The sequence below is a fragment of the Simplicispira sp. genome, from assembly GCF_028687295.1.
GTDB classification, from domain to species: Bacteria; Pseudomonadota; Gammaproteobacteria; order Burkholderiales; family Burkholderiaceae_C; genus Simplicispira; species Simplicispira metamorpha.
The window spans coordinates 1-7705 of record NZ_JAQUAL010000158.1; the positions used below are offsets into that span (position 1 = coordinate 1).

8 protein-coding genes are annotated in these 7705 nt (G+C 63.2%); all 8 read right to left on the reverse strand.

The features are described from left to right. A partial coding sequence (locus PHX69_RS14040) for an AMP-binding protein (protein WP_288044471.1) occupies positions 1-1141 on the reverse strand: 1141 nt, incomplete at its 3' end. Positions 1142-1212: 71 nt separating this feature from the next. Next, the gene (locus PHX69_RS14045) at positions 1213-2655 is read right to left on the reverse strand and encodes an NAD(P)(+) transhydrogenase (Re/Si-specific) subunit beta (protein ID WP_288044472.1); all 1443 of its coding nucleotides are present in this window, start codon (positions 2653-2655) and stop codon (positions 1213-1215) included. A 33-nt stretch (positions 2656-2688) separates the two neighbouring features. Then, complete coding sequence (locus PHX69_RS14050) at positions 2689-3006, reverse strand: NAD(P) transhydrogenase subunit alpha part 2 (protein WP_288044474.1); 318 nt, start codon at positions 3004-3006, stop codon at positions 2689-2691. Positions 3007-3018: 12 nt separating this feature from the next. Then, a complete protein-coding gene (locus PHX69_RS14055) occupies positions 3019-3744 on the reverse strand; it encodes a hypothetical protein (protein WP_119013978.1) in 726 nt (241 codons plus the stop codon). Then, positions 3741-4856, reverse strand: a complete 1116-nt coding sequence (locus PHX69_RS14060) for a Re/Si-specific NAD(P)(+) transhydrogenase subunit alpha (protein WP_288044475.1) — start codon at positions 4854-4856, stop codon at positions 3741-3743. Before PHX69_RS14060 ends, PHX69_RS14055 begins: the two co-directional genes overlap by 4 nt. A gap of 167 nt (positions 4857-5023) precedes the next feature. Continuing rightward, positions 5024-6088 carry a class II fructose-bisphosphate aldolase gene (fba, locus tag PHX69_RS14065; protein ID WP_288044476.1) on the reverse strand — a complete coding sequence of 355 codons (1065 nt, stop codon included), beginning with the start codon at positions 6086-6088 and terminating at the stop codon, positions 5024-5026. Positions 6089-6168: 80 nt separating this feature from the next. Then, positions 6169-7569, reverse strand: a complete 1401-nt coding sequence (locus tag PHX69_RS14070) for a histidine kinase dimerization/phospho-acceptor domain-containing protein (RefSeq protein ID WP_288044478.1) — start codon at positions 7567-7569, stop codon at positions 6169-6171. Then, positions 7569-7705 (reverse strand): winged helix-turn-helix domain-containing protein (locus PHX69_RS14075; RefSeq protein ID WP_288044479.1); only part of this gene is annotated, 137 nt, incomplete at its 5' end. The genes PHX69_RS14070 and PHX69_RS14075, both read right to left, overlap by 1 nt.

Below are 7705 nucleotides of genomic sequence, written 5' to 3' on the forward strand. Positions count from 1 at the left end.
TGAACTCTTTGGCCGTCACGGGGTTGCAGCTGGCCGAGGGGCTGGTCTCCGAGAGGCCGTAGCCCTCGCAGATGGGGCAGCCGGTTTTCTCCAGCCACAGCTTGGCCACGGCGCCCTGCACGGCCATACCGCCGCCCACCGACACCTTGAGGTTCTTCCAGTTGACGGTATTGAAATCCGGGTGGTTGGCCAAGCCATTGAACAGCGTGTTGACCGCCGGAAAGCTGTGGAAGGTGTGCCGGGACAGCTCTTTGAGCACCGCTGGCAGGTCGCGCGGGTTGGGGATGAGGATGGTTTTGCCGCCGGTGCGCATGGACAGCATCATGTTCACCGTGAAGGCAAAGATGTGGTACAGCGGCAGCGCGCACACGCTGGTGGGCTGCTCTTGCGCCGGGATTTTCTGCATCACGGGCGCGTTCCAGGCCTCGGACTGCAGCACGTTGGCAATCACGTTGCGGTGCAACAGCACAGCGCCCTTGCTCACGCCGGTGGTGCCGCCCGTGTATTGCAGCAACGCGATGTCATCGGGCCGGATGTCGGGCGCCTTGAAGCTGCTGCGCTCGCCCTGGGCGATGGCATCGTTGAAGCGCACCGGGTCAGGCAGGCTGTAGGCAGGCACCATTTTCTTGACGTTGCGCACCACGTAGTTGACCAGCGCGCCCTTGAGCCAGCCAAGCTGGTCGCCCATGGCGCACAGCACCACATGCTTGACCGCCGTGTTGGCAATGCAACTTTGCAGCGTGGAGGCAAAGTTCTCGATGATGACGATGGCCTTGGCACCGGCGTCCTTGAGCTGGTGCTCCAGCTCGCGCGGCGTGTACAGCGGGTTCACGTTGACCACGACAAAGCCCGCGCGCAAAACGGCGGCCACGGCCACCGGGTACTGCGGCACGTTGGGCATCATGATGGCGACCCGGTCGCCCTTGACCAGGCCCAGCCCTTGCAGGTAAGCGGCCAGGGCGCGGCTGAGCGCCTCGGTCTCTGCATAGGTCACATCCCGGCCCATGAAGCTGTAGGCGACGCGGTCGGCGTATTTGCCAAACGCCTCGTCCATCAAGGCCACCAGAGACGGGTACTGGGCGGGGTCGATATCGGCAGGCACACCCTGCGGGTACGCGGCCAGCCAAGGGCGGTCGGTCATTTTTTGTCTCTCCATTTTTTGTTGTAGTGCGGCGCGAAGGCGATTCGCGCCGGGTGCTCAGAAGCGGTCTGTCACTCGATGGCCTTGACCATGTCTTCGACGACCTTTTTCGCGTCACCAAAGACCATCATGGTTTTGTCCATGTAGAACAGTTCGTTGTCCAGGCCCGCGTAGCCCGAGGCCATGGAGCGCTTGTTCACGATCACGGTCTTGGCCTTGTAGGCTTCCAGGATGGGCATGCCGTAGATGGGGCTGCCCTTGACGTGGGCGGCGGGGTTGACCACATCGTTGGCGCCCAGAATGATGGCCACGTCCACCTGGCCGAACTCGCCGTTGATGTCTTCCATCTCGAACACCTGGTCGTAGGGCACTTCGGCCTCGGCCAGCAGCACGTTCATGTGGCCGGGCATGCGCCCTGCCACCGGGTGGATGGCGTATTTGACGGTGATGCCTTTGTCGGTGAGCTTGGCTGCCAGCTCTTTGACGGCATGCTGGGCGCGGGCCACCGCCAGGCCGTAGCCGGGCACGATGACCACGGTTTCCGCGTTGCCCAGCACGAAGGCGGCGTCGTCGGCGCTGCCGCTTTTGACGTTGCGCTGCTGCTGCGCGCCACCGGCAGCAGCAGGGCCAGCGGCATCGCCACCAAAGCCGCCCAGAATCACGTTGAAGAACGAGCGGTTCATGGCCTTGCACATGATGTAGCTCAGGATGGCCCCGGAGCTGCCCACCAGCGAGCCAGCAATGATGAGCATGGCGTTGTTCAGCGAAAAACCAATGCCCGCCGCCGCCCAGCCCGAGTAGCTGTTGAGCATGGACACCACCACCGGCATGTCAGCCCCGCCAATGGGGATGATGATGAGCACGCCCAGCACAAACGACAGCGCCAGCATGAGGAAAAAGGCCGTCCAGTTCTCCGTGAACATGAACACCAGCCCCAGCCCCACGGTGGCCAGGCCCAGCACCAGGTTCAGCATGTGCTGGCCCGAAAACTGCACCGGCGTGCCCTGGAACAGGCGGAACTTGTACTTGCCCGAGAGCTTGCCAAACGCAATGACCGAGCCGCTGAAAGTGATGGCACCAATGGCCGCGCCCAGGAACAGCTCCAGCCGGTTGCCCAGCGGAATCGGTTGCCCCTTGGCCACAATCTGGAATGCCCAGGGCTCGGCCACGGCGGCCACGGCAATGAACACGGCAGCCAGGCCGATCATGCTGTGCATGAAGGCCACCAGCTCAGGCATCTTGGTCATCTCGACGCGCTGGGCCATCAGGGTGCCTGCGCTGGCACCCACCACCAGGGCCGCCACCACATAGACCAGCCCGGTGCCAAAGTCCACACCCAGGCTTTGCGCCTGGCTGTAGATCAGCCCCACGGTGGTGAGCACAGCGATGGCCATGCCGACCATGCCAAACAGGTTGCCCCGGATGGAGGTGGTGGGGTGCGACAGCCCTTTGAGGGCCTGAATAAAGCACACGCTGGCCACCAGGTACAGCAGTACGACGAGGTTCATGCTCATATGAAATGCTCCTGTTTTTATAGCTGCTAGCGCTTATTTGGCGGGCGCCGCAGGCACTTTTCGTTCTTTTTTACGGAACATTTCGAGCATCCGGCGCGTGACCAGAAAGCCACCAAACACGTTGACCGCCGCCAGCGCCACGGCCAGCACGCCCATGGTTTTGCCCAGCGGGGTTTCGGTCAGGGCGGCAGCCAGCATGGCGCCCACGATGACGATGGCAGAAATCGCGTTGGTCACCGCCATCAGCGGTGTGTGCAGTGCAGGGGTCACTGTCCAGACAACGTGGTAGCCCACGTAAATGGCCAGCACAAAAATGATCAGGTTGATCAGCGTGGGGGACACAGCATCCATGGCGACGGCTCCTTAGGGGGACACAGCAAGGGGAAAAGCAGGCACGGCCAGGTGGCCATCGAGCATGCCAACGCTTTGTTGGACGGCGGTGCGCAGTTGGCCCATCCAGTCCTGCGCTGGCTGGCCCGAACGCAGGAACTCATCGTTGCTGCGTGTTTTCGGGATGAGCAGTCGCTGGTCTACCAGCGCAGTCACTGCCACATAGGCACCGCCTTCGGTGGCATAGCGGTAGCTGATGTACGACGCAGGCCGGGTCAGCTGCACCTGGTGCATGCCCAGCCACTGGGCCCAATCGGGATGGTTCTTGCCCAGCCAGTCATCGCGGTTGTTGGCCCAGCGCTTGAAGCGCAGGCAGTCAATGCGCACCGGGCTGGCCGCAGTGGCATCTTCCACCCAGACGCCTTGCTGCGCGGGGCAGGAGCCCGTCCAGAGGGTTGGGTTGTGCGGAGGAAAGTTGGTGCTGTTGGTCTGGATCCGCAGTACGGCCAGCCATTCCTGGCCAGGCCCGCGCAGCCCGACAATGCGGGTCTGCAAAGGCACGGTGGCACCCAGTTCCGGCAGCAAAGGCAGGGATTCTTCGGAATGCCCCAAGTCCACCCATTGCCCCGGCGCCAGCACCAGGCGGGCCCGGCCCACGGGGTACTCGGGATGGGCGTTGCCCAGGGGGGCGCATGCCGCCACCAACGCCAGCACGCCAGTGGCCAGCAGCAGCCTGGCGCCGTGTACCACTGCGCTCATGACCGCCTCACCACGCCTTCATGGGCCACCAGACAGGCGGCCACGATGTCATCTTGCAGGTCTATTTGCAAGGTGGCCTCCTTGGTCAGCACCAGCTTGAGAAAGTCCAGCACGTTGCGCGCATACAGGGCCGAGGCGTCCGCCGCCACCAAGGCGGGGAGGTTGGTCTCGCCCACCAGCGTCACGCCGTGCTTGACGACCACGGCATTGGCTTCGGTCAGGGGGCAATTGCCGCCCTGCGCTGCCGCCAGATCCACGATGACGGAGCCCGGCTTCATGGCCTTGACCATGTCCTCGGTCACCAGCACGGGTGCGGCGCGCCCGGGAATCAAGGCGGTGGTGATAACAATATCGGCAGCGGCTACGCGCTTGGCCACTTCGGCCTTCTGGCGATCGAGCCAGCTTTGCGGCATGGGGCGGGCATAGCCCCCTACGCCTTCGGCGGCTTCTTTTTCTTCCTGGGTTTCGTAGGGCACGTCGATGAACTTGGCACCCAGCGACTCCACTTGCTCTTTCACACTGGGGCGCACGTCAGACGCCTCGATCACCGCGCCCAGCCGTTTGGCGGTGGCAATGGCCTGCAAGCCCGCCACGCCGACGCCCAAAATCACCACGCGGGCGGCTTTGACGGTGCCCGCAGCGGTCATCAGCATCGGGAAAATGCGCTGGTACTTGTCGGCGGCGATCATCACCGCCTTGTAACCGGCGATGTTGGCCTGCGAGGACAGCACGTCCATGCTTTGCGCACGCGAGGTGCGCGGCGCGGCCTCCAGGGCAAAGGCCGTCAGGCCCGCCTGCGCCATGCGCTGCAAGCCGGCACTGTCAAAGGGGTTGAGCATGCCCACCACCACGGTGCCCGGACGCAGCAGCGCCATCTCGGACTCTTGGGGCGCGCGCACCTTGAGCACCATGTCGCAGCCCCAAGCGGCTGCGGCATCGGTGATGTCTGCGCCGACAGCTTCGTAGGCTGCATCAGGCATGCTGGCAGCGACACCGGCATGCGCCTGGATGCGTACGGTGTGTCCCTGGGCTTTGAGTTTTTTGACCGTCTCAGGGGTCGCGGCGACCCGGGTCTCTCCGGCCATGGTCTCGGCAGGTATGCCAATCAGCATGCGTCTGTCTCCTCGTTGTGTCGGTGGGCTGCATTCACTGACCACAAGCTTACATGAAGAAACTTTTGCGACTGGCGGTTTGCCTTGGTACAGGGGCAGCTCTCTAGGCGAGGGCTCCCCCTGCCGTCACTGGGGCGAACGCCACGCCCACAGTGCGGTGTATCAGGTCAGTTAACGACCTGGGCCAGCTCGCCCGCAACGTAGCGGGAAGCCATCACTTGCAGGTTGTGGCCCTTGATTTTGGCGCCCTGGCCTTCGCAGCCGAACTCGATGTAGCGCTGCTTGCAAATGGCCTTGGCCGCTTCGCGAGCGGGTTTGAGCCATTCGCGGGCGTCAAATTTGTCGGGGTTCTCGGCCAGGAACTTGCGCACCGCGCCAGTCATGGCCAAGCGGATATCGGTGTCGATGTTGATCTTGCGCACGCCAAACTGGATGGCCTTCTGGATCTCTTCGACCGGCACGCCATACGTCTCTTTCATCTTGCCGCCGTACTGGTTGATGATGGCCAGCAGCTCTTGCGGTACGGACGAGGAACCGTGCATCACCAAATGGGTGTTGGGGATGCGGGCGTTGATAGCCTGTACGCGGCTGATGGCCAGAATGTCGCCCGTGGGCTTGCGCGTGAACTTGTAGGCGCCGTGGCTGGTGCCGATGGCAATGGCCAAGGCGTCAAGCTGCGTGGCCTTGACGAAAGCGGCGGCCTCTTCGGGGTCGGTCAGCATCTGGCTGTGGTCAAGCTTGCCCGCCGCGCCCACGCCGTCTTCCTCACCGGCTTCACCCGTTTCCAGCGAACCCAGGCAGCCCAGTTCGCCCTCGACGGTTGCACCGATTTTGTGTGCCATTTCCACCACCTTGCGTGTCACTTCGACGTTGTAGTCGAACGAGGCCGGGGTTTTGCCGTCTTCGCGCAGTGAGCCATCCATCATCACCGAGCCAAAGCCCAGGTCCAGCGCGCCCTGGCAAATGGCGGGCGAGGTGCCGTGGTCTTGGTGCATGACCAGCGGAATGTGTGGGTACATCTCGGCAGCAGCCTGGATGAGGTGCTTGATGAAGGCTTCGCCCGCGTATTTGCGCGCACCAGCGCTGGCTTGCAAAATGACCGGCGCTCCCACTTCATCGGCAGCGGCCATCACGGCCTGCACTTGCTCCAGGTTGTTGACGTTGAAAGCGGGGATGCCGTAGCGGTTTTCAGCAGCATGGTCGAGCAGTTCGCGCATCGAGACGAGGGGCATGGTCGTAGTCCGTTCGGAGAAGAAAAGAGGGGCCGCAAGGGCCGGGCGCAGCGGCTGTAACCGCTTGGTAACTGCTGATTTTAGCGGGCCTGCGCCAGTGCCGATACCGGAAAATCCAGCCGGTAGCAGGTGGTAAACGGGGCTGCTGCGGGCACTGGCATAAATCGTCCTCCATGCACCTGCGCCACCCGGGCCACAATTTCGTGGCCCAGGCGCAGACTGTCGGCAGGTGACGCAGGTGTTGACGCCGCAGGGCCCAGAGCGCGAGCGCCATCATCACAGACTTGCAGCCAAGGTCCGCCGGGGGCTGTAGAAGACGGCGTGGTCACGTCCACCGCCCCACCGCACTGCACTTCAATACAGGTGCCGCAAGGGGTGTGCCGCAGGGCATTTTCAATCAGGTTGCGCAGCCCCATCTCCAACAGCACAGGGTGCCCGGACAGCATGAGCGTGGCGGGCCCGTCCACTGACAAGGTGTCCTTTTTTTCCCAAGCGGCCTGTGCGTAATCGGCCACCACGGTACGCACCAGCTGCGCCACGTCCACCGGACTGGCAGCCCCATGCCATTGGCCGCGGCTGGTGCGCGCCAGCGCCAGCAATTGATCCAGCACATGGCCAGCGCGCAGTGCGTCGGTGCGTATGCGTGCCAATGCCGCCACCTGATCGGCAGAAAGCAGGCCACTGCCGCCTAAAGCCTGTGCCTGCAAGACCATGGACGCGAGCGGTGTGCGCAGTTCGTGGGCGACCTCGTTGGCCAACTCGCGCTCCCTTGCCAGCGCCTCTTGCTGGCGTGCCAACAAGGTGTTTACAGACCGTACCACCGCATCAAACTCCCGCCAGGGGTGCTGGCGCTCCAGGCGCTGCGCACCCTGCACATCCAGTTGCTCGACTTCTTGCGAGAGTTCATGCAAGGGTCGCAGCCCCCGGGCAATGGCCAAACCCAAGGCCAAAAAAACCACGGGCAAAAGCCACATCCCGGGCTCTATCATTTGTCCGGCAATGTCATGGGCCAGCTGGTCACGCTCTTGCAGACTCAGCAGCACCATGACTTTGTGTCCATGCGCTACATCCCATTTGGAGAAGCTGCGCCACGGTTGTGCATCCGGCCCCAGGTACAGATCGGCGTAGCCTTCGGCCACATGGAACGCAGGCAATGGGGCGTCGCCCATGCGCAAAATCACCCGTTGCTGTGCATCCCACTGCACCACGCTCAAAGCGTGCTGGTAGTCATGGCTTTTGGCCCACGGCAGTGCAACACCAGCGCCTTCCGGGACGGACTGTGTCCGGGTATGTATGCCCAGATTCAGCAACAAGGCTGCGGCACTTGCAAGTTGCCCATCCGTCAATTCATCGGCCTCATGCACCCCGGTGCGATAAGCCAGCCCGACAAAACAGCCCCAGACCAGCACCAAAGCCCCCAGGCTCCAGAGCAACAGACGGCGTGTGAGCGATTGACTGCCCGCAGGCACTTGGGCAACCATCACGCATCATCCCGGGGAATGAAGTAACCGACCCCCCGCATGGTTTGAATGCAATGGCTGCCCAGCTTGCGCCGCAAATGGTGGATATGCACCTCTACCGCATTGCTGTCCACCGCCGATTGCCAGTTGTACAGCC